17 protein-coding genes are annotated in these 21,373 nt (G+C 60.1%); 13 read left to right on the plus strand and 4 right to left on the minus strand.

Features of this window, described 5'->3' with window-relative positions:
• Positions 1 to 176: 176 nt before the first annotated feature.
• The 3 genes from sucC (at position 177) to HMPREF2884_RS00700 (ending at position 3,577) form a co-directional block, all read left to right on the plus strand.
• Positions 177 to 1,343 carry an ADP-forming succinate--CoA ligase subunit beta gene (sucC, locus tag HMPREF2884_RS00690; RefSeq protein WP_005504561.1) on the plus strand — a complete coding sequence of 389 codons (1,167 nt, stop codon included), beginning with the start codon at positions 177 to 179 and terminating at the stop codon, positions 1,341 to 1,343.
• A 29-nt stretch (positions 1,344 to 1,372) separates the two neighbouring features.
• Positions 1,373 to 2,290, plus strand: a complete 918-nt coding sequence (gene sucD, locus HMPREF2884_RS00695) for a succinate--CoA ligase subunit alpha (RefSeq protein WP_049340934.1) — start codon at positions 1,373 to 1,375, stop codon at positions 2,288 to 2,290.
• A 360-nt stretch (positions 2,291 to 2,650) separates the two neighbouring features.
• On the plus strand, positions 2,651 to 3,577 hold the full coding sequence (locus HMPREF2884_RS00700) for a hypothetical protein (protein WP_049340935.1): 927 nt from the start codon (positions 2,651 to 2,653) through the stop codon (positions 3,575 to 3,577).
• A 164-nt stretch (positions 3,578 to 3,741) separates the two neighbouring features.
• Here the strand turns inward: HMPREF2884_RS00700 and HMPREF2884_RS00705 are convergent, their stop codons facing one another.
• The 4 genes from HMPREF2884_RS00705 to HMPREF2884_RS00720 form a co-directional block, all read right to left on the minus strand.
• Positions 3,742 to 4,920, minus strand: coding sequence for a VIT1/CCC1 transporter family protein (locus HMPREF2884_RS00705; protein ID WP_070614817.1), 1,179 nt, complete (start codon positions 4,918 to 4,920; stop codon positions 3,742 to 3,744).
• A 303-nt stretch (positions 4,921 to 5,223) separates the two neighbouring features.
• The gene (gene dps, locus HMPREF2884_RS00710) at positions 5,224 to 5,721 is read right to left on the minus strand and encodes a DNA starvation/stationary phase protection protein Dps (protein WP_005508202.1); all 498 of its coding nucleotides are present in this window, start codon (positions 5,719 to 5,721) and stop codon (positions 5,224 to 5,226) included.
• A 349-nt stretch (positions 5,722 to 6,070) separates the two neighbouring features.
• Entirely contained in the window at positions 6,071 to 6,727 is a 657-nt protein-coding gene (locus HMPREF2884_RS00715) for an HAD family hydrolase (RefSeq protein WP_049340938.1), read from the minus strand.
• Positions 6,728 to 6,745: 18 nt separating this feature from the next.
• Complete coding sequence (locus HMPREF2884_RS00720; protein ID WP_049346086.1) at positions 6,746 to 7,429, minus strand: NAD(P)-dependent oxidoreductase; 684 nt, start codon at positions 7,427 to 7,429, stop codon at positions 6,746 to 6,748.
• Between the two features lie 275 nt (positions 7,430 to 7,704).
• Between HMPREF2884_RS00720 and clpB the strand changes: the two genes are divergently transcribed.
• From clpB to HMPREF2884_RS00770, 10 genes are all read left to right on the plus strand, one after another.
• Complete coding sequence (gene clpB / locus HMPREF2884_RS00725) at positions 7,705 to 10,314, plus strand: ATP-dependent chaperone ClpB (RefSeq protein ID WP_070614819.1); 2,610 nt, start codon at positions 7,705 to 7,707, stop codon at positions 10,312 to 10,314.
• Positions 10,315 to 10,466: 152 nt separating this feature from the next.
• A complete protein-coding gene (locus HMPREF2884_RS00730) occupies positions 10,467 to 11,435 on the plus strand; it encodes a Sir2 family NAD-dependent protein deacetylase (RefSeq protein ID WP_044150102.1) in 969 nt (322 codons plus the stop codon).
• 153 nt (positions 11,436 to 11,588) lie between these two features.
• Positions 11,589 to 12,788: an excalibur calcium-binding domain-containing protein gene (locus tag HMPREF2884_RS00735; RefSeq protein ID WP_070599721.1), complete on the plus strand. Its 1,200-nt coding sequence runs from the start codon at positions 11,589 to 11,591 to the stop codon at positions 12,786 to 12,788.
• A 315-nt stretch (positions 12,789 to 13,103) separates the two neighbouring features.
• Positions 13,104 to 14,156 carry an excalibur calcium-binding domain-containing protein gene (locus tag HMPREF2884_RS00740; RefSeq protein WP_070614821.1) on the plus strand — a complete coding sequence of 351 codons (1,053 nt, stop codon included), beginning with the start codon at positions 13,104 to 13,106 and terminating at the stop codon, positions 14,154 to 14,156.
• Between the two features lie 315 nt (positions 14,157 to 14,471).
• Positions 14,472 to 15,194 (plus strand): DUF4956 domain-containing protein, encoded by a 723-nt coding sequence (locus tag HMPREF2884_RS00745; protein WP_070614823.1) that lies wholly within the window; start codon positions 14,472 to 14,474, stop codon positions 15,192 to 15,194.
• 118 nt (positions 15,195 to 15,312) lie between these two features.
• A complete protein-coding gene (locus HMPREF2884_RS00750) occupies positions 15,313 to 16,233 on the plus strand; it encodes a polyphosphate polymerase domain-containing protein (protein ID WP_049346069.1) in 921 nt (306 codons plus the stop codon).
• A gap of 227 nt (positions 16,234 to 16,460) precedes the next feature.
• Complete coding sequence (locus HMPREF2884_RS00755) at positions 16,461 to 18,161, plus strand: carbohydrate-binding domain-containing protein (RefSeq protein WP_049346068.1); 1,701 nt, start codon at positions 16,461 to 16,463, stop codon at positions 18,159 to 18,161.
• Between the two features lie 392 nt (positions 18,162 to 18,553).
• The gene (locus HMPREF2884_RS00760) at positions 18,554 to 18,763 is read left to right on the plus strand and encodes a DUF3073 domain-containing protein (RefSeq protein WP_005504588.1); all 210 of its coding nucleotides are present in this window, start codon (positions 18,554 to 18,556) and stop codon (positions 18,761 to 18,763) included.
• A gap of 319 nt (positions 18,764 to 19,082) precedes the next feature.
• Positions 19,083 to 20,153: a phosphodiester glycosidase family protein gene (locus HMPREF2884_RS00765; RefSeq protein WP_070614825.1), complete on the plus strand. Its 1,071-nt coding sequence runs from the start codon at positions 19,083 to 19,085 to the stop codon at positions 20,151 to 20,153.
• On the plus strand, positions 20,150 to 21,343 hold the full coding sequence (locus HMPREF2884_RS00770; RefSeq protein ID WP_070614828.1) for a bifunctional glycosyltransferase family 2/GtrA family protein: 1,194 nt from the start codon (positions 20,150 to 20,152) through the stop codon (positions 21,341 to 21,343). The genes HMPREF2884_RS00765 and HMPREF2884_RS00770 overlap by 4 nt, the downstream gene beginning before the upstream one ends.
• The last annotated feature ends 30 nt before the right edge of the window (positions 21,344 to 21,373 follow it).

Here is a 21,373-nt window from a genome sequence, read left to right on the forward strand (position 1 = left end):
GCTCACGCCGAATCCGATAGAGTAGAGACGAGAGAAATTCCCCGCGTCAATGATGCGTGTGCGCCGGGTGCGAGAGACCCCTATCGCACCGTACTGACCACACGGGGGAACCTCCTCTAATGAGACCAGGCCGAGTGCACCAGTACTCGGCACCACTTCGAAGAAGAAGGACACCTGTGGACCTTTTCGAATACCAGGCGCGCGAGCTCTTCGCAAAGCACGGTGTACCCGTGCTCAAGGGCATTGTTGCGACCACCCCTGAAGAAGCAAAGGCAGCAGCTGAGGAAATTGGCGGCCTGACCGTCATTAAGGCTCAGGTTAAGACCGGCGGCCGCGGTAAGGCTGGCGGCGTTAAGCTCGCAAAGTCCCCCGAAGAAGCTTACGAGCACGCTAAGGCAATTCTCGGCATGGACATCAAGGGCCACACCGTTCACCGCGTGCTGGTCGCTGACGGCGCAGACATCGCCGAAGAATACTACTTCTCCCTCCTGCTGGACCGTGCAAACCGCTCCTACCTGGCAATGTGCTCGGTAGAAGGCGGTATGGAAATTGAGCAGCTCGCTGCTGAGCGCCCCGAGGCACTGGCAAAGATCGAGGTTGACCCGCTGGTTGGCCTGGACCAGGCTAAGGCTGAGGAAATTGCTAAGGCAGCAGGTTTCTCCGCAGAACTGCAGGAGAAGGTTGTTCCCGTTCTCGTTAAGCTGGGCGAAGTCTACACCAAGGAAGACGCAACCCTGGTTGAGGTTAACCCCCTCGTTCTGACCCCCGAGGGCACCATCCTCGCCCTGGACGGCAAGGTCTCCCTGGACGACAACGCAGAATTCCGCCAGCCCGAGCACGAGGCTCTCGTGGACAAGTCCGCTGAGAACCCGCTGGAAGCTAAGGCAAAGCAGTTCGACCTGAACTACGTGAAGCTGGACGGCGAGGTCGGCATCGTTGGTAACGGTGCAGGTCTGGTTATGTCCACCCTGGACGTCGTTGCATACGCTGGTGAGAACCACGGCAACGTCAAGCCCGCAAACTTCCTTGATATTGGTGGCGGCGCGTCCGCTGAGGTTATGGCTGCTGGTCTGGAAATCATTCTGGGCGACGAGCAGGTCAAGAGCGTTTTCGTGAACGTCTTCGGCGGCATCACCGCATGTGACGCAGTGGCAGACGGCATTGTGAAGGCTCTGGAGATTCTGGGCGACGCAGCAACCAAGCCCCTGGTTGTGCGCCTGGACGGCAACAACGTTGCTGAGGGTCGCCGCATCCTCTCCGAGGCGAACCACCCGCTGGTTGTTCTGGCTGAGACCATGGACTCCGGCGCCGACAAGGCAGCAGAGCTCGCTCACAAGGCGTAATCGCCAGCAAAGGATTTCAAGGAAGTAATATGTCTATCTTTGTGAACAAGGACTCCAAGGTCATCGTTCAGGGCATCACCGGTGGCGAGGGTACCAAGCACACCGCACGCATGCTCGCAGCAGGCACCAACATTGTGGGCGGCGTGAACGCTCGCAAGGCTGGTACCACCGTCACCCACAAGGCGAAGGACGGCTCCGACATCGAGCTGGACGTCTTCGGTTCCGTAGCTGAGGCTATGGAGAAGACCGGCGCGAACGTCTCCATCGTCTTCGTTCCCCCGGCCTTCACCAAGGCAGCAGTTCTCGAGGCTATCGAGGCTAAGATCGGCCTCGTCGTCGTCATCACCGAGGGCGTTCCGGTTCAGGACTCCGCAGAGTTCTGGGCAGCTGCTAAGGCATCCGTGGACGAGAACGGCAAGCAGATCACCCGTATCATTGGCCCCAACTGCCCCGGCATCATCTCCCCCGAGGAGTGCCTGGTTGGTATTATCCCGGCGAACATCACCGGCAAGGGCAAGATTGGTCTGGTTTCCAAGTCCGGTACCCTGACCTACCAGCTGATGTACGAACTGTCCGACATTGGTTTCACCACCGCTATCGGTATTGGTGGCGACCCCATCATCGGCACCACCCACATCGACGCTCTGGAAGCTTTCGAAGCTGACCCCGAGACCGAAGCAATCGTCATGATTGGTGAGATCGGTGGTGACGCTGAGGAGCGTGCTGCAGAGTACATCAAGGCAAACGTGACCAAGCCCGTCGTTGGTTACATTGCAGGCTTCACCGCTCCTGAGGGTAAGACCATGGGCCACGCAGGCGCTATTGTCTCCGGTTCCTCCGGTACCGCTCAGGCGAAGAAGGAAGCTCTGGAAGCAGCAGGCGTGAAGGTCGGTAAGACCCCCTCCGAGGCTGCAAACCTGATGCGCGAAATCTTCGCAGCGAAGTAAACAGCATAGTATTGCGGCAGATGCCGGTAGTCCATGAGGCTACCGGCATCTGTGCTTTAACCGGGAACTCAACAGAGACAGTGCCGAAGAACGCCCAGAGGTGCTGGAGGGGAATGCACCGGGGAAAAGAGGAAGGTTGAGCCGCTCCAGCTGCCGAATAGTGCTGGGATTTGAGGATGCTTTTGAGATGTTTGAAACCGGGCGGTAGAACTTACGGAGGAAAGTAAGATTGTGCACATCCGCCCTCATAAGGTGCAGATATAACCTCAACCTTTGTATACTGGAGTGCATTGAGCCTAGTCAGAACCATTCTGAGCGGCTCTAAGAAACACCAAACACTCACAGGAGATCACTACACTCATGACTCAGCCCATCTCTCGCCGCACCATCGCAAAGGCAGGCGTCTGGTCCGCACCCGTCGTCGCAGCCTCCGCAGCAGTACCTGCCTACGCCGCATCCAAGGAAACCCCCGGCGTGCAGTACGGCGTGTACGTCAGCGTGCAGAACAACGGCGGCTACGTCGGCTACGCATCCTCCAACAACACCGGCACCATCAACCCGGCAAGCCCCGAGGCACACTTCACTGCCTCCGGCACCCCCGACTCCGACATCAACTGGGACGACGCAACCTCCAAGCCCAAGAGCGCAACCTACGTCAACGGCGAAGGTAAGTTCACCCCCGTCACCAACTCCCAGACCGGCGCAAACGGCGCATACATGTCCTCCAGCGGCTTCTGGTGGTCCGTACCGACCAAGGACACCGCAACCGGCACCGGCTACATCCCCGGCAGCAGCGTCACCCTCGCAGCTGGCGCAACCTTCGTAACCGAGGTTGAGTACACCGTCGCCGCCAGCGCACAGTCGCTCCTTAAGCTCGGTAAGATCAACGGTCAGGCATGGGCCCCCTCCGGTCGCAAGCTGACCGGTAAGACCACCGAACTGGTAGCCTCCGCAGGCCAGGCAAAGTACCTGTCCGTCGCGCAGACCGCCGGCACCTGGACCGCAGAAGTACCGACCGTCACCAAAAACTCTGACGGCACCTACACCTTCAAGGGTCGTATCGTCTACACCACCAGCAAGGCGTACACCATGAAGCAGTCCGGCACCAAGTACTACAGCCAGACCAACTTCATGCCGGCGCAGCTGCGCTTCCCGGCAAACGACGGCTGGGTTTCGTACAAGCAGACCTCCAGCGTGCAGGTCGCAAACCTGACCTACTCCGGCAACGGCGCGAGCGGTTCGGAGAGCGTTTCCGGTCAGGCCACCACCGCGGAGATTCACCCGTAATAGATCAACCCCTCATGCAGGGTAAGAACATATAGAAAACCCCCGGCGGATACACTGAATGTATCCACCGGGGGATTTCTGCATCCGAATAGTTCTCAAACGCTTGAAAACAAATTCCAGAGCGGCTATATACACTTGTCGAGAGCTTATTGGGGGTGTTGTAACTAGCCGACCGTCGTGCCGAACGCCAGACCCAGCAGGTAGGTCACGAACGCAGCGCCAAAGCCAATTAGAATCTGACGAACACCGCGCTTGAGCGGGGAAGCACCCGAAAGCAGGCCCACCACGCCGCCGGTGAAGCCCAGCGCCGCACCCACAAACAGCAGGGACAACACCATCGCGAACACACCCGACAAGCCAAAGATATACGGCAGAATCGGAACCAACGCACCCGAAGCGAAGAACGCGAACGACGCTGCGGCGGCACCAATATCGGTACCCAAAGCCACATTCTCCTCACGATCCTCTTCCTCGCGGTGAGACAGCGACGGATCGCAGTCACAATCCAGGTAGCCGAAACGCTCCATCGCACGGTGATGCGCCGCGTCCGGCTCCATGCCGCGGGCACGGTAAATGAGCTCCAGCTCGTTCGAATCCAAATCCAAATCGTGCGCAACACGCAGGGTCACCTGGGTCGGCTGGGAGGCATCCAGCAGCTCACGCTGAGAACGCACCGACACGAACTCACCCGCCGCCATCGACAGCGCACCCGCCAGCAGACCCGCAATACCCGAGAGCAGAACCATCGAGCTGGATGCACCCGATGCGGTAATACCCATAGTCAACGCCAGGTTCGACACCAAACCGTCGTTAGCGCCAAAGACCGCCGCACGGAAATTACCCGAAAGCTTCTCCCTGCCACTGGTCGCCAGGGCACGAATAATCTCCTCGTGAATCGCCTCGTCAGCCGCCATTTCCTCGGTAGCGTCCGGATCCTCAGCGTAAGGGGAACGGGACTCGGCGCGCTGAGCCATCGCCAGAATAAACACCGAACCGAAGTTCTTCGCCAAGAACTGCAGTAGCTGCGATTGCAGGGACGGGCGCACGTGTACATCCGCGTGCTCGCCGAGCATGTCACGCCAATGCTGCTGGTGACGCTTCTCCGCCTCAGCAACCTGCAGCAAAATCTCACGGTCGGTACCCTCGGCACGGCGAGCCAGGTAGCGGTAGATGCGCGCCTCCGACTCCTCATCGGCAAGGTAGCGGCGCCAACGCTTAATCTGCGTGGGGGAGGGGGAGGTAACGGCGCTATGGCGGGTGGCCTGCGGAGCCTCGGTAGCGGTGTTTTCCGGCTGAAGTTTCTCAGTTTCTTCGCCGTGCTCGTGCTGGGCGTGCGTGCTCATAGTTCCCTTTCCACGGGTGCCGTGCGTGCAGGGCTGGATCCCTGCGCCTGATGATGCGTTCATGTCTGTGTGCTCTGTCATGAACAGTGAACCACTCTAGAACACTCTGAACAGAAAATCTAGGACGGCCTAACCCGATAATAATGTTCGCCTCAACGTACTCTAGAGTACCCCGCGGGCGAGGCGAAACGTCGGGAAAAAGCACCGAAACAGCACAGAAACCGGGCGGGTGCACCCTCCATAAAGGAGAGCGCATCCGCCCGGTTTCGTGATTCTAAAAATTCGTGTCTTTAGAACGATGGCTTAGATGTTGCCTTCGCCGTTTTCCAGGAACGCGCGGATGAACCACTGGAACTTCTCCAGCTCAGCGGTCTGACCAATCAGCAGGTCCTCAGTGACGGGGTCGGACTCACCGGCAAAAGCAATAGCCTTGCGGTGATCCTTGATCACACGGGTGTACACGTCGTTCAGAGCGTGCAGGTGGTCAGCAACGCGTGCGCGGCCGACGGGGTAGTCCTCGACGGTGCGCTGTGCGACCAGTGCGCCAGCCAGGCCATTGGGGGTTGCGCCCAGGGTTGCCATACGCTCTGCGATGGCGTCGACGAACTCGCGGACGGTGTCGACCTGGGGGTCAATCATTTCGTGAACGGCGATGAAGCCGGGGCCGGTCACGTTCCAGTGAGCGTGCTTCAGCAGCAGGTGCAGGTCGTTCAGGTCGTGCAGACGTGCCTGGAGAACCTCGGAAATGCCCTTGCCTTCTTCGAGGGTCAGGCCGGGTGCGGTGTAGTTTGCGAATGCCATGATGGTCTCCTTCATGATGCTGTGATGCTTGTGGTTCGGTGGGATTTGTCGCCCCGCCGAATCGTTATTATGAGTAAATCATTTTAAGGAACCATTGTCAAGGTTATTTTGAGTAATTCGTAATAAATTGTCATCTATGTGTCGCGCCGCACTTAAAAGCCCCTGTTCAAAAGGCGCTGCTTAAACGTGTCAGCCCCAAATGCCCGCGTGGCTCACCGCCCAAGCACGCACAAAGGGTGGGACACGCGGTATCTCATATCGCGCATCCCACCCTTTATGGTGAAGCGTATTCAGTTTTCTACAGAGCTTCCGGCCTTTCTGTAGGGCTTCCCGCGTGCGAATCGGGCGGTTACGCCAGCGCGCGAACCGCCTCCAGAGTCAGCTCCTCATGCTTGAGGCGCGCGGTGCCCAGCTCCGCCGGAACCTCCAGCTCGCCCGGCACAACAATGACACGCATACCCGCCGCGGTCGCACTGCGCACGCCCGACGGGGAGTCCTCAAGAGCCACGCACTGAGTCGGATCAACACCAAGACGCTCCGCCGCCAAAAGATAGGGCTGCGGGTCCGGCTTGGGGTTGGTGGTCTCATCGTTGCCAATAACCACCGAGAACGTGCCCTCGGGTGCCGCGTTTGCGGTGCGGCGAGCCACGGAGGTGGTTGCGTTTGTGACGATGGCGGCCGGAATCTGTGCATCGTGAACCTCCGAGAGGAAACGCTCAATGCCAGGAAGGAACTCGACCGGCTGCTGCGCCAGGGCCTCGCGCACCTTCGCCACCAGTCGATCGTTAATCTCCTCGTCCGGCAGGTTCACGCCGCGCTCGCGCAGACGATCCAGGGTGAACTGCATCGACAGGCCCAGGCAATCGAGGGTGTCCTGCTCGGTCCAGGTGCCGCCAAATTCTGCGGTGAGAGCAACCTTTGCGGCAGCCCATACGGGTTCAGTATCGACGAGGGTTCCGTCGTGGTCGAAGAGAATGGCGGCGGGGAAGGTGTTCGTAGTCGTCATGTCATTAAGCCTACCGGTTTATTTCTGGGGCGAGTGTAGGGCAACGTCCCCAATCGTCACCAAAAAATCTGTGCCCGCATTCTGAGGGTTCTTGGCGATAGTGAGCAGTGCATCGGCAACGTCTTCACGGGCAATCGTGGGGATGCCCGGAGTTCGCTCGACGCTCGCCATGTCAAATACCTTCACCCCGCCCTTACCGGGCTTATCGGTCAGCCTGCCCGGATGAGCACGCGAAATATATGGCTGATATTCGGCAACCAGGGCGTCCGCCTTAACCTTGTCGGTGAAAATGCCGCGCATGATGACCTTGCACACCAGGCGCATGGGGAGGGACGCGGTCCGTACCGTATTGCCGACACCGTAGGCACTCATCAGAACGCAATGCTTTACGCCTGCGCCCGTGACCGCCTCCATGATGAGGGGCAGACGCTCCTGCATGAACGTGGAGGAGAGAAACTCTCGCACCGTGGCTTTCTGCCCCAGGACGCTCACCATGACGTCCTGCCCGGAGGATGCTGCGGCGAGCTGTTCGGCATCGTTCAGGGTCCCCGGAATGATAGTGAGATTTTGGTGCGCCCCCAAAAGCGCTTGTGCCCTATCGGGGTTGCGCACGTAGGCGGTGACGGTGTGCCCCTCCTCTAGGGCTTTGCGGGTGAAGAGGTAGCCGGTGCGGCCGGTTGCACCTAGAACCAGTATTTTCATGTGGGTCCCCATTCGTGACTGTGATTGTTGTGGGAGCCCGCAAGCACCCAGCCTCGCAAGTACCCAGTCCGGTCAGTATAACAATGCGGTTTTGACTGGGGCTTTTGTCCGGGGCTTTTGTTTGGGGGTCAGGGGTGTGAGGTGGGGTGAGGTGGGGTGAAAAATATGAAAATTTTTTTGCAGGAGGCTTGCGAAACATAATTGAGTGGAGTAGACTCAAGTTATGTAATGCAGGGGCGCATAGGATAAGCCCCTCGAAATGCGAAAGGAACATCATGGACAACAAGTTCACGACCAAGAGTCAAGAAGTTATCTCGGCGGCAAATACTAATGCTCAAACCGCCGGTAACCCCACTATTGAAACCGCGCACATCCTCAAGGCCCTCATGGACCAGCGCGAAGGCGTCGCCGTAGCAGTCCTCAAGGCTGCAGGCCTGGATGTGGACGCTATCTCCGAGGCGGCATCCGCTGAAATCAAGAAGCTGCCGAAGGCATCCGGTGCCTCCGTGCAGAATGCTTCCCTTAGCCGTGCAGCGCTCTCTGCTCTGCAGGCGGCACAGACCCGTGCCCAGGGCTTCGGAGATACCTACGTTTCTACCGAAATGATTCTGCTCGGCATTGCCAGCGGAACCGATAGCACCGCTGAAGCAATGCACAAGCTCGGCGCTACCGCAGAGCTCATCGCACAGACCATCCCCAACGTCCGAGGAGACCGCACCGTGGACACCCCCGACCCCGAAGGCACCTTCCAGGCGCTCGAAAAGTACGGCACCGACCTGACCGCCATTGCCCGCGCGGGCAAGCTCGACCCGGTCATCGGCCGTGACTCTGAGATTCGCCGCGTCGTGCAGGTGCTTTCCCGCCGAACCAAGAACAACCCCGTCCTGATTGGTGAGCCCGGCGTCGGTAAGACCGCCGTCGTGGAAGGCCTGGCACAGCGCATGGTTTCTGGCGACGTGCCCGAATCCCTGCGCGGCAAGACCCTCATCAGCCTGGACCTGGGCTCCATGGTCGCAGGCGCAAAGTACCGCGGTGAGTTCGAGGAGCGCCTGAAGGCAGTCCTCGAGGAAATCAAGAAGTCCGAAGGTCAGATCGTGACCTTCATCGATGAGATTCACACCGTCGTCGGTGCCGGCGCATCCGAAGGCTCCATGGACGCAGGCAACATGCTCAAGCCCATGCTTGCCCGTGGTGAGCTGCGCCTGATCGGTGCAACCACCCTGGACGAGTACCGCGAGAACATCGAGAAGGACCCCGCACTGGAGCGCCGCTTCCAGCAGGTGTACGTGGGCGAGCCCAGCGTAGATGACACCATCGGTATTCTGCGTGGCTTGAAGGAACGCTACGAGGCACACCACAAGGTGCAGATCGCTGACTCCGCGCTGGTTGCCGCAGCAACCCTGTCCAACCGTTACATTCCCTCCCGTCAGCTGCCTGACAAGGCAATTGACCTGATTGACGAGGCAGCATCCCGCCTGCGCATGGAAATTGACTCCGCACCGGAGGAAATCGACCAGCTGCGCCGCGCCGTGGACCGCCTCACCATGGAGGAACTGGCACTTGCCGACGAGACCGATCCCGCATCCGTGGAGCGTCTGGAAGCGTTGCGCAAGGACATGGCTGACAAGAAGGAACAGCTCGACGCCCTCAACGCTCGTTGGGAGGCCGAGAAGGCTAGCCTGAACCGTGTGGGTGACATCAAGACCCAGATTGACGAGCTACGTTCCCGCGCAGAGGTTGCACAGCGCGAGGGTAACCTCGCTGAGGCATCCCGCCTGCTCTACGGCGAGATTCCCGCAAAGCAGGCTGAGCTGGAAGAAGCACAGCGCGCCGAGGACACCGCCAAGAACGAGTCCATGGTCTCCGAAGAGGTCACCGCGGACGATATTGCCGAGGTGATTTCCTCCTGGACCGGTATTCCCGCAGGCCGCATGATGCAGGGTGAATCCGAGAAGCTGCTCGAAATGGAGAAGCGCATCGGTGCCCGCCTCATTGGCCAGGAAGCCGCAGTAGTCGCTGTCTCTGACGCTGTGCGCCGCGCCCGCGCCGGCATCTCCGACCCGAACCGCCCGATTGGTTCCTTCCTGTTCCTGGGCCCGACCGGTGTCGGTAAGACCGAGCTGGCTAAGGCACTGGCTGAGTTCCAGTTCGATGACGAGCGTGCCCTGGTACGCATCGACATGAGCGAGTACTCCGAGAAGCACACCGTGTCCCGCCTGGTCGGTGCCCCTCCCGGATACGTTGGCCACGAAGAGGGCGGTCAGCTGACCGAGGCTGTACGCCGTCGCCCCTACTCGGTGGTCCTGCTCGACGAGGTCGAGAAGGCACACCCCGAGGTCTTCGACATCCTGCTGCAGGTACTCGATGACGGCCGCCTGACCGACGGCCAGGGCCGCACCGTGGACTTCCGCAACGTCATCCTGATCCTGACCTCGAACCTCGGTTCGCAGTACCTGGTCAACCAGGATTTGCCCTTCGAGGAGCGATCCGAGAAGGCGCTGGAGGTTGTTCACCAGGCATTCCGCCCCGAGTTCCTCAACCGACTGGACGACATCATCATGTTCCAGCCCCTGTCGGCTGAGAACCTGGGCCAGATCGTGGGCCTGCAGATCAAGAGCATGGCTAAGCGTCTGGAGGACCGCCGCCTCACCCTGAACGTGACCGAGGCAGCCCTCGAGTGGCTGGGTAAGACCGGCTACGACCCGGCATTCGGTGCCCGCCCGCTGCGCCGCCTGGTTCAGCGTGAGATTGGCGACCGCCTGGCTCGCGGCATCCTCTCCGGCGCAATCCACGACGGCGACACCGTGACCGTGGACGTGAACCCGGACGTTGCCAGCGACGGCCTGTCGGTGACCTCCGAGCGTGAGCAGAAGGCTGAGAACTAAGCTCAACCGGTTGGCTGGGCGGACTTAGCCTGTGGCTGAGTTTGCACATTCGAAACCATAAGAAATAGGCTGTGGGGTACCCTCAAAAGGGGTACCCCACAGCCGTTTAACGCACTAGAACCGCACTAATACACAGAGCATTGAGGAGAAGAATGGACCGCTGGACTGACCACCAGAACTTCGCCGCCGCCGGTGAGCAGCGCGAAGAAATCGCCTCCGTGCACCGTGCCGCAATCCGCTCGATTCAGCGCGTTGTCTCTGAGAACGCCACCCCGCACGACGAAGAATACGCCTCCGCGGGTATTGCCAAGCTACTCAAAGCGGGTAAGGTTCTCGTGCTCACCGGCGCGGGAGTGAGCACCGAATCCGGCATCCCCGATTACCGCGGACCCGGCGGCTCCCTGCACGACCACCGCCCCATGACCTACCAGGAATTCCGCTACGATGACGCCGCCCGCCAACGCTACTGGGCGCGCTCCTACGTGGGTTGGCGCCGCATGCGCCGCGCCGAACCGAACCGCGCCCACTATGCGCTCGCCGAGCTGGAGCAGCTGGGTGCCGTGAGCGGCGTGATTACGCAGAACGTGGATGGGCTGCACGCCCGTGCTGGAAGCTCCCGTCTGCTGGCGCTGCACGGCGACCTCTCTCGTATTGTGTGCCTGGACTGCGGGCAGGACGAGAGTCGCGAAAGCCTGGATACACGCCTGGATGCTGCGAACCTCGGCTACCTGGCGCGCCTTGAAGACGAAGAGCTGCGCGTGAACCCTGATGGCGATGTGGAGTTGGACGACCGCTATATCCGCGATTTTCAGATGGTGCCCTGCCTTGGCTGTGGTTCGACCCGCCTCAAGCCGGATGTGGTGTACTTTGGTGAGTCCGTGCCCGCCGAACGTAAGGCGCTCAAGGACGCCATGCTCGCTGAATGTTCGGCGCTGCTGGTGGTGGGCTCCTCGGTGGCGGTTATGAGTAGCTACAAGATTGTGTTGGAGGCTCTGCGTGCCGGCAAGCCGGTCGCTGTCATCAATGGCGGCCCCGGTCGTGCGGATGCGAAGGCTACCTACCTGTGGCGCACCGGCGTGGGTGAGGCACTGGAGCTCATGCTTGACGAGATTGACGACTAGGTAGCGCTAGCGCCCGGCGAATTTTGCCGCGCGTGCACTGACCTATAGCTGGCCCGTCGTTAACTGCACGAAAGTGCTATTTTGTGTTGCAAGTCATTGCAAATAGCCCCTGGACAGGCGGATACACCCAGAGCGCGGGGATAAAATGATGGGATGGACATTCGACACACTATCACTCGCTTCGGTGCCACCGCCCTGATCGGCTGCGGTCTGGCGGTCACCGCAATCCCCGCAACGTTCGCTCAGAACGGTGAAGAGTCCGTCACCCACGTCTACTCCGACAAGGCGACTTCCCACATCTCTGAGGTCTGGTACAAGGGCGAAACCCTGAAGATTACCGGCGAAGGCTTCCTGACTCAGGACGGCACCTCCGGCTCCGTCATCGCTATCAAGCTGAACAAGGGCTCCGTCAAGATTGACGGCAAGGACTACCTGGAAGTTCAGGCTGACGAGAAGGGCAACTTCTCCGTTTCCATTCCCTGGCAGAACGACCTGGATGAGCGTATCTCCGTGGACGTCTACCTGCTCTCCGGCTCCCTGAAGGACAACGACACCGCTCGCGGCGGCAAGGCTGCGACCGTGAAGATTGAGGCTCGTTCCGTTCAGGAAGCAACCCCCTCCGCTACCGCTTCGGTGAGCCCTTCGGCAACCGCTTCTGCTTCGGCTTCCGTGGTGGCTACCCCCTCCGCTTCTGTTGCGCCCTCCGCATCTGCGACTCCTTCGGCTTCGGCTACCGCCGCTGATGAGGTTGTTGCCTCCGTAGATGCAGAGATCAAGAACCGCGCCGATGAGAAGGCGTCCGCTACCGCTTCGGTGAGCCCCTCGGCTACCGCATCGGCTTCTGTGGTGGCGACCCCCTCCGCTTCGGCACCTGCTACCGAGTCGGCTGCTGCTAATCAGAACGCAGCCGTTGCGAACGAGGCGAAGGATCAGCTGGGTGATTCCGCCTCCGCTACCGAGCAGGTGACTGCTTCGGCTGAGAGCACTCGCTTCGCGAACTGTGCAGAGGTTGCGGCCGCTGGCCTGGCGCCTATGCACGAAAGCCACCCAGACTTCCGCAAGAAGTTTGATAACGACGGTAACGGCCTGGGTTGCGAGGTCATTAACAGCGAGGTAACCGACGGTTCCTCCTCCAACAGCTCCTCGGGTTCTTCGTCCCGCAACTCTGGTGGTCTGGATAACCTGGGCGGCGACTCCTCCTCTTCGAGCAGCTACACCTCGAGCCGCGCTCAGCGCTCTTCCCTGGCTAACACCGGTGCTTCTAACGCCTTCACCATTGCTGGTATGGGCCTGGTGGCTCTGGGCCTGGGTGTTGCTGGCGTGACCGCTGTGCGCAACCGCAAGAACTCCTAAAACTATTGCCGCCGCCCGGTGCGGTGCGTGAGAGTCCCCTCTCCTGAATGCTTTCGAGCGTTCAGGCGGAAGGGATTTTCGCGTTTAACGGGGTGGTTTTTGCTATTGGGTTGTGCTGATGGGATGGGGTATGTACCTGTTAGTTTCTTCAATGTCGGGTTGAGAGTTTAGGTGTGCACGGCGGTGCAAAAGGCTTATATAGTTCAACCATGCCTTCAAGAAACCTTCAAGAAAAATATGTTTTGTGAGTCAGGTCATGGCAAATTAGCGTCTTGGGAGCCGGTATCCCAAGCTTCGCTCGTTAGAATGGGTGGCATGAATATTCGAAACAACATCGCACGCATTGGTGCCACCGCCCTCATCGGCTGTGGCCTCGTTGCTACTTCCGTCCCCGCGACCTTCGCTGTTGAAGGCGCACCTCAGGTTGTCCACACCTACGCAGACTCTGCACAGTTCATCGCCCCCGACGTATGGGTTGAGGGTCAGGGTCTGAACATTGGCGGCGAGGGCTTCAAGACCGCTGACGGCACCTCCGGTTCCGTCCTGGCACTGAAGCTGAACAAGGGTGCAGTTAAGATTAACGGCCAGGACTACCTGGAAATCCACGCTGACGCGGCTGGCAACTTCTCCGTTACCATCCCCTGGCAGGCAGAGCTGCACGGCAGCGTTTCCGTCGACATTTACCTGCTGTCCGGCTCCCTGAAGGACGGTGACGTTCCCCGCGGCGGTAAGGCAGCTACCGTGACCATTAAGGTTGCAGAGCAGCCCGCTCCCTCCGAGGCGCCCACCCCCGCTCCTTCTCAGGACCCGACCCCGGCTCCTTCCGAGAACCCGACTCCGACCCCCTCCGAGGACTCGACCCCGGCTCCGACCCAGGATTCGACCACTGAGGCTCCCAAGCCTGCTGACGAGACCTCCGCTCCCGCAGTTGAGGACGCTAAGGAAACCAAGCCTGCTGAGGATCAGAAGCCTGCCGAAGAGCAGAAGTCTGACGAGAACGCAGCTCCGGCTCCCCAGCCTTCCGAGAGCTTCCGCTTCCAGAACTGCGCTGACGTTGAGGCAGCAGGTCTGGCGCCGATTCACAAGAGCCACCCGGATTACCGTGAGAAGTTCAACGCTGATGGCGACGACTATGGTTGCGAGCAGCCCGTTGACTACGAGAACTCCAAGAAGTCTGACAGCGTTTCGCTGAGCTCCGGCTCGAACGACAACCTGGGCTCCGGTTCCTCGAACGCATCCTCCAAGAACTCTTCTTCCCTGGCTAAGACCGGTGCATCCGATGCGATGACCGCTGCTGGCCTGGGTCTGATTGCTCTGGGTGCTGGTGGTGCGACCATCGTGGCAACCCGCATGCGCAAGAAGGCTTAATAACGCCTAGTCGCTAAGTTTTTAGCTGCTTTTATGGGCTCCCTCCATATCGGAGGGAGCCCATTTTTTGTGCTTTTTGATACCGCAGAAGATACAGAAAACGTAGTGGAGAGAGGAAAAAAATAATAGCCTCTAGTGCATTTGACCAGCAGATTTACTAGAGACTTCTAACACTTATCTCTAAGTTAAGGGCAGCACAGGGTAAACACAGGCTTGCACGGGAATCTAGATACTACAAAGAACGCACAGCCCGAAGCTGAAGAACAGACAGCAAAAAGCACTGCGAACATCACGACACGATATCTGGAGCACCCAATGACTATTCTGACCATGGCGATTGCCGATGCCATAGCCATCGCAGCTCTCTGCACCCTCTACATGGTGCGGCACCGCAACCGCGAACTGATGATTTCCTACGCGGTCATCAACGCCGGCATCTTCACCGTCTCGGTGGCGCTGGTATCCGCCGGATCGAACGCATCCGCTATGGGTATGGGCCTCTTCGGTGTCCTGTCGATTATCCGATTGCGTTCCACCGCCCTGAGCCAGCGCGAGGTGGGTTACTACTTCGTAGCCCTCTCGGTCGGCATGATCGCAGGTGTGAACATTAGCCCGGCGTACATCGCCTTCGGCCTCATGGCTACCCTGGTCGGCCTCATCGCGATTCTCGACTCGCGCAGCACCCCGGTCTCTACCGATCAGACTCAGACCGTTACCGCCGATCGTGCGATCAGCGACGAGGAAGAGCTCAAGGCATACCTGAGCGCTCGCCTGGGTTACACCGTCACCTCGGCGAAGATCACCGAGCTGGACATGGTGAACGACCTGGCCCGCGCCACCGTCACCTACCAGCCCAAGGAAACCACCGAGGGCGGCACCCCCGCGGCAGGGGAGGCGGCTCAGCCTGTAGCCGCTCAGACGGTAGCATCGCAGGCTCCTGCGGCTTACTCGGCAGCACCTCAGGTTCCCACAGCCGAGGCGCACACCACCCTGGACACCCGGATGGTTCCGCTCCAGCGCACCCTGGTGGGCAAGTAAGACCAGCCGGTATAAAAGCCTCCGATTCACTCCAACTGCACAAACTCTCCGATACCCACGACACGCCGCCCCCCAGCGCACAGCACGCAGGGGCGGCACCCCAGAAGGACGAAGACCCATGACTAACGCAGCCGCAAACATCATTCCCACAGAGTGGAAGAGCATCAGCCTCGAAGCCATGAACGAAAAGGCAGCCATGCAGACCCGCGTGGACCGCAAGTACATTGTCGACGCAGAAACCGCCGCCAAGGTACTCTCCACGCTCGACGCAGACGCCTCCGTCATGGAAATCGATGGCCAGCGCGACTTCGCCTACGACTCGGTCTACTTCGACACCCCGCAGATGCAGAGCTACCACTCGGCAGCCTACAGCCGCGACGACACCTTCAAGATCCGTACCCGTAGCTACCTGGACTCGGAACTGACCTTCCTGGAGGTCAAGACCGACGGTGAGCAGGATATGACCGTCAAGAAGCGTATCCCGTACACCTTCGAGAACCGCGATACGCTCACCGCGGAAGGTCACGAGTACATCACCGCAGCACTCGGCGATATCCTCGCCGGCCCCGTGCACAAGCTGGAGGCGGTTCTGACCACCGGCTACCGCCGTACCACGGTCTTCCTGCCGCAGAGCGAGAAGAACCCGGTCGCCTCCCGTATGACCGTAGATAACGCCCTGACCTGGACCCCCATGTCCGAGAACATCCTCATGGCGGGCGTGAACTACCGCAACTTCCACGGCAACCTGGTCGGCACCACCTACGGCCTGCCGAATGCGGTCATCATCGAAACCAAGTCCGGCGTGGAGCCCTCCGTGGCAGATCAGCACCTCTGGGATGCGGGCATCACCCCCGCGAAGATTTCCAAGTTTGCAACCGGTATGGCGGCGTTGAACCCGCAGCTGGCAAGCAACAAGTGGGAAGAAACCCTGAAGAACTGGATGCACCTGGAACCGGTCAATGGCACCCGCCTGAACGTGGATGACATGACCGAAGAGGACTACCAGAAGCTGCTGACCGAGCGTTTCGCAGCCGCCTAAAACGGCAATCTGGCTATAACAACAATCTGGATGCGCGGGTAGGGTAGCGCACCTACCTTACCCGCGTCCCCAGCCCCCTAACCTATACCCCCGAACCAAGCACAACATCGGCCTTATTCGCCCCACACAGGCAATAACCGCTCTCACACATATTCACATTTCACATACGTCTTACCCCTGTGGCGCTGGCTCTACGCGAGTGGTCACCCAAACACAAAGGAAAACCCGTGAAAAAGAGCAATATGATTAAGAGCGCAACCTCCATTACCCTCCTGGCAGCCCTGGCGTTGACCGGCTGCTCGGCAACCTCGGCATCGAATGCCAGCGCTTCGAGTGCAATCAGTACCTCCGCTTCGAGCACTTCGGGCACCACGTCGAAGGTGGCAGACTCCTTCTCCACCGACGTGAAGAGCGGAGCGAAGCTCGCCGAGGACACCCACTACTCCGCGAAGGATCTGACCTGGGATTCCTCCAGCGAAGTTACTATCGATCTTTCTAACCCGACCGCGACCGACGGTGTGACCGTCAGCGACGGCGTCATCACCATCACCAAGGCGGGCAACTACAAGCTCACCGGCACCTACGATGGCCAGATTAAGGTTGATGCAGCCGACAGTGACATGGTCCGCCTGATCCTGAACAACGCGACAATCACCAACTCCACCGGTGCAGCTATCAACGTTGTTGAGGCGGACGAGGTCGTTATCTACACCGCCTCGGGTACCACCAACACCGTCTCTGACGGCTCCTCCTACTCGGATACCGCCAGCGGCAGCCCCGATGCAGCTATCTACTCCAAGAGTGACCTGACCCTGGCGGGCGAAGGCACCCTGAAGGTTGAAGGTAAGTACGAAGAGGGTATCCACACCTCTGACGGCCTGGTCATTGCCTCCGGCACCCTGGAAGTGAACGCGGCAAACACCGGCATCAAGGGTAAGGACTACGTCGATATCCTGGACGGCACCATCACCGTGACCGCAACCAAGGACGGCATCAAGGCAACTAACGACACCGACGGCAACCGCGGCTGGGTACGCCTGAGCGGCGGTACCGTGAACATCTCTGCAGGTGATGACGGTTTCAAGGCTGAGCGCGTGCTTGAAATCTCCGGCGGTACCCTGAACATTACCAGGGCGAACGAGGGTATTGAGGCGCAGTACATCAACATCCTGGACGGCACCGTGAACGTGACCAGCTCCGATGACGGTATCAACGCCTCGTACAGCACCACCTCGACCAGCACTGAGTCGACTACTGCAACCTCGACTAAGCAGAGCGCGCAGGGTGGCCAGAACTCTGCGCCCCAGGCGCCCAGCGGTAGCGCAGGTCAGGTACCTGCAGGTGGCGGTCAGGCTCCCTCGGGCACTATGGGTCAGCCCCCGGCTGGCGGTGGCGCAGGTGGCGGCATGGGCGGCGGCATGGGTGGTGGCGGCACCTTCGAGGTGGTCGACGCAACCATCAACATCACCGGCGGTACCGTCACCGTGAATACGAACGGCGACGGCATCGACTCCAACGGTACGGCAACCCTCTCCGGTGGCACCCTGATCGTGAACGGTCCCTTCACCGGCGGTAACGCATCCCTGGACACCAACGGTGACCTGCTGCTCAACGGCACGACCGTGGCCGCGGGTAACTCCGGCGACATGTTCGAGGCACCCTCGACCAACTCCACCAGCGGCTACGTGAAGATCAGCAACGTATCGAACCTGAGCGCAGGCACCACCGTACAGGTGACCGACTCCTCCGGTAACGTGGTGGCGAACTACAAGGTGACTAACTCCAGCACCGCACTGATCCTGGTCTCCAGTTCCAAGATCACCAAGGGCGAGAGCTACACCGTGTACACCACCACCGATAGCGTGGATGCCTCCAGCACCACCCTGGCTTCTAACGCCACCTCGCTGGGCTCCTTTACCGCAAGCTAGCAGCTTCTTCGCCGCAGGCTCAGCGGCAGGGGGCTCTCCCTTAGACCCCGTGCGGGATGTCATGACCTGCACGGTACCCTCTCTGAACCCGGTCTTGTGAGTGAGCCGGAGGCAGAGACACTCGCCCCGCATCGGATATAGTGATATATCCGGTGCGGGGCTACGTGTTATATAGGGAGTGTGGCGGCTGGGGTAAAAAAGCTGCGGGTGCAAAATAAAACGGTTGTTCCGGTGCGAAGAAGTGCTCTGATACGCAAAATAGGTGCCGTCCAGCGAGACATTCAGGGCTGAAACAGGGTACTCTATAGTGTAGTAAAGACTGTTGAACGATCCGAGAGCGATGCGCCGCGCGTGCTGTTCGCCTCGGACAGGATGAAAGAGGGGGTCACGCCATGGGGCGCGGCCGTCAGAAGGCTAAAGCAACTAGGCAGGCTCGGGAGATGAAGTACTTCAGCCCCGAGACCGACTACAGCGCACTCGAGCGCGAGCTCAGCAGCGCGAAGAAAACGAAGTCCTCCGATTCGTCCCGCCGTCGCTATGACGACGAGGACGACTACTCGGCATACGCAGAAAAGTACGCGTCCTACGAGGATGAGGCATAAAGAATACGCGGAATGATTCGGTGCATATCGACCGAGCGTATTTCATAGATGATGAACCGGCTTGAGGCCCCGTACGGGGTGCTCAGCCGGTTTTTTCGTGCCTTCGAGTGGCCACGTGCGCGTGGGGGAGTGGGGATGCGGTGGGTGCTCAACTGCTTGGTACACACAGCCAGTACACATGTTTATACATGGGTGTGTATAGCATCTTCTGGTAATACGGAACAGGCAGTAATAAAAAAGCCTGGAATGAATAAGCATACATAGCTTCTGCACAGCTTAGTAATGCCTGGCACAGAGAATAGCCCGGCATTCTAGAGACATGAACAACGAACAGAACATGACTCAGAACATTGACCAGACCACCCAGACCGCAGCAGAACAAGCTAACGCAGCGCAAACCGTTGCAGAGCAGAAGCTAGCCAAGAAGAAGCTCACCCGTCGAATTTTCATCGGCGGCGGCCTCGGCGCACTCGCAGTAGTCGGCGGCGGCGCAGGCTGGGCCTACAACCGCTACCTGGCAGAGCACACTGAAATCGAAGACACCACCGCCTACGAGGCGGCAGCAGCTCAGGCAAACGCAAGCGCCTCCGGCTCCGCCACCGCAGATCCCACCGAACTGACCGGCGTGAAGGTCAACGGCCAGAGCCTCACCGCTAACGAAGGCTCGATCACCATCACCTCCAACACCACCGGCAGCGGTTCCGATGCGGTCGTCTCCTTCGTAGCAGACATCAAGCTCAACAACGCAACCCTGCTGCGAAGCGCCTTCGCCAACAACAAGTTCGGCCAGAACATCATCGACACCCCCTCGAACATTGCCTCCGAACACAACGGCATCTGGGCGATCAACGGCGACTACTACGGCTTCCGTACCACCGGCATCGTAATTCGAAACGGTGTTGTCTACCGTGACTCCGGCGCTCGCGAGGGCTTGGCCTTCTACCGCGACGGCTCCGTCAAACTCTACGACGAAACCGCAACCAACGCCCAGACCCTCGTCAACGAAGGTGTATGGAACACCCTCTCCTTCGGCCCCGCACTGGTCAAGGACTCCGCGGTAGTCGACGGCATCGACAGCGTCGAAGTGGACACCAACTTCGGTAACCACTCCATCCAGGGCAACCAGCCGCGAACCGGTGTGGGCGTGCTCGGCACCAACCACCTGGTCTTCATCGTGGTCGACGGCCGCTCCACCAACTACTCGCGCGGCGTGACCATGCCCGAGTTCGCCCAAATGTTCAAGGACCTCGGCTGCGTGAGCGCCTACAACCTGGACGGTGGTGGCTCCTCCGCCATGGTCTTCAACAACAAGCTGGTCAACCGCCCGCAGGGTGGCACCAAGGAACGTGGCACCAGCGACATCCTCTACATTGCAGGGAGCGCATCGTGATTATCCTGATACCCGCCTATAAGCCGGACCAATCACTGGTCCGCCTTGCCCGGGCCCTGCGCAAACAGGACCCTGCCGCCGAAATCCTCGTGATTGACGACGGATCCGGTAGCGCCTACGCACCCATCTTTACCGAACTGCGCATCGACGGCGTGACCGTGCAGACCCACCCCGCCAACAGGGGCAAGGGTGCGGCACTGCGCACCGGCATCGCCTGGGCGAAAGCAAACCGCCCCGGCGAGGTCATCGTCACCGCCGACGCGGACGGCCAGCACCTACCTCGGGATATCTTCCGTGTGGGTGTGCGCACCGAAACCGCCGCGGCGGCAGGGCAGAGGAGCATCATCCTCGGCGTGCGTACCAAGCCCGACCCGAACGCCGGTGAAGAAGGCACGAAGGTGCCGCTGCGCTCCAAAATTGGTAACAGCGCAACCGTAGGCTTCTTCGCCCTGGCGACCGGCGCCCGCATGGCAGACACCCAGACCGGTCTGCGCGGCTTCACCCCGCAGATCCTGGACTGGCTGCTGCAGATTCCCGGCGATAAGTACGAGTACGAGTTCTCCATGCTGCTGCGCGCAACCCGCGCAGACGTGGACCTGGTGCAGGTACCCATCGTGAAGGTCTACGAGCCTGGCAACCCGACCAGCCACTTTAGGCCTCTGCAGGACTCGGCGCTCATTTACGCGCCGTTGCTCGCCTTCCTGGCATCGTCTTTCCTGACCGGCTTCCTCGTGGATGCTATCGCCCTCTTCGTCCTGGTGGGCATGGGCGCTCCGCTGCTGGCAGCCGTGGTCGGTGCCCGCATCATCTCGGCGCTGACGAACTTCACCGTCAACCGAATGCTCATGCACGACGGGGGCACACGCCCCTCGGCATCCGCCTCGCTGGTACGGTACACCGTGCTGGCGGTGGGTATCCTCGCCGCCAACGCGGCCCTGATGGAAGCTTTGACCGGCCTGGGTGCATCCCTGCTGGTCGCCAAGATCCTGACCGAACTGATTCTGATCCCAATCAGCTTCGCGGTCCAGCGCCGCTGGGTTTTTCTACCCACCCAGCGTCAGGAAAATACGCGAGAAAAGACTCAGGCAATCGCCGCCTCTTCCGGCTTGCGCGCGGTGAGCTACGAGTCCACTCGCATGGAGGCTGCCGGTATCCGTACCGGTGTGCGCGCCTCCCAGGTACGCCCCTAGCTCGTCTACCCTAGCGTCCAGCTCGTTAGG

This window comes from Rothia sp. HMSC073B08 (genome assembly GCF_001812975.1).
Classification (GTDB): Bacteria; Actinomycetota; Actinomycetes; order Actinomycetales; family Micrococcaceae; genus Rothia; species Rothia mucilaginosa.